The sequence below is a fragment of the Rhodobacter sp. NTK016B genome (genome assembly GCF_017303295.1).
Classification (GTDB): Bacteria; Pseudomonadota; Alphaproteobacteria; order Rhodobacterales; family Rhodobacteraceae; genus Pararhodobacter.
This window is the reverse complement of record NZ_JAFKOK010000048.1, coordinates 1-361: the sequence shown is the minus strand read 5'-3', so window position 1 is coordinate 361 and position 361 is coordinate 1. Positions and strand designations below refer to the sequence as shown.

General features: G+C 69.0%; 1 protein-coding gene. It reads right to left on the bottom strand.

Annotated elements, in window-relative coordinates:
* Positions 1–13: 13 nt before the first annotated feature.
* On the bottom strand, positions 14–361 hold a 348-nt coding region (locus JI664_RS23645; protein WP_207016243.1), incomplete at its 5' end, for a DUF1937 family protein.

Here is a 361-nt window from a genome sequence, read left to right as displayed (position 1 = left end):
GGATCGTCGCGGATCACGGTTGCAGCCCCCCGTACACATGCACCGGCAGGTTATGGGCAAGCGCAAAGCGGAGATCGCGCCAGACCATCGGGCAGCGATCCCAGCCCGGGATATCCGGAATGGCGATCAGCGCCGCGACGTTCAGGATTGGCTGAGACCAGGCGTCCCAGAAGACGCGGTCCAGCGGGTCGGGCGTGTCATCGTTCAGCACCCTTGCATGCGCGGCCTCGGCGATCTGGACCGTGGGTGCGAGCGCGGTGCAGCCGCAGGCCGCAAGGCGCCCCACCTCATTCGCGGCCCGGGTCGACATCAGCACCGAGCGCTCGACGCGCCATGCGCCCCGGATCTGCGCTTCGGCGTG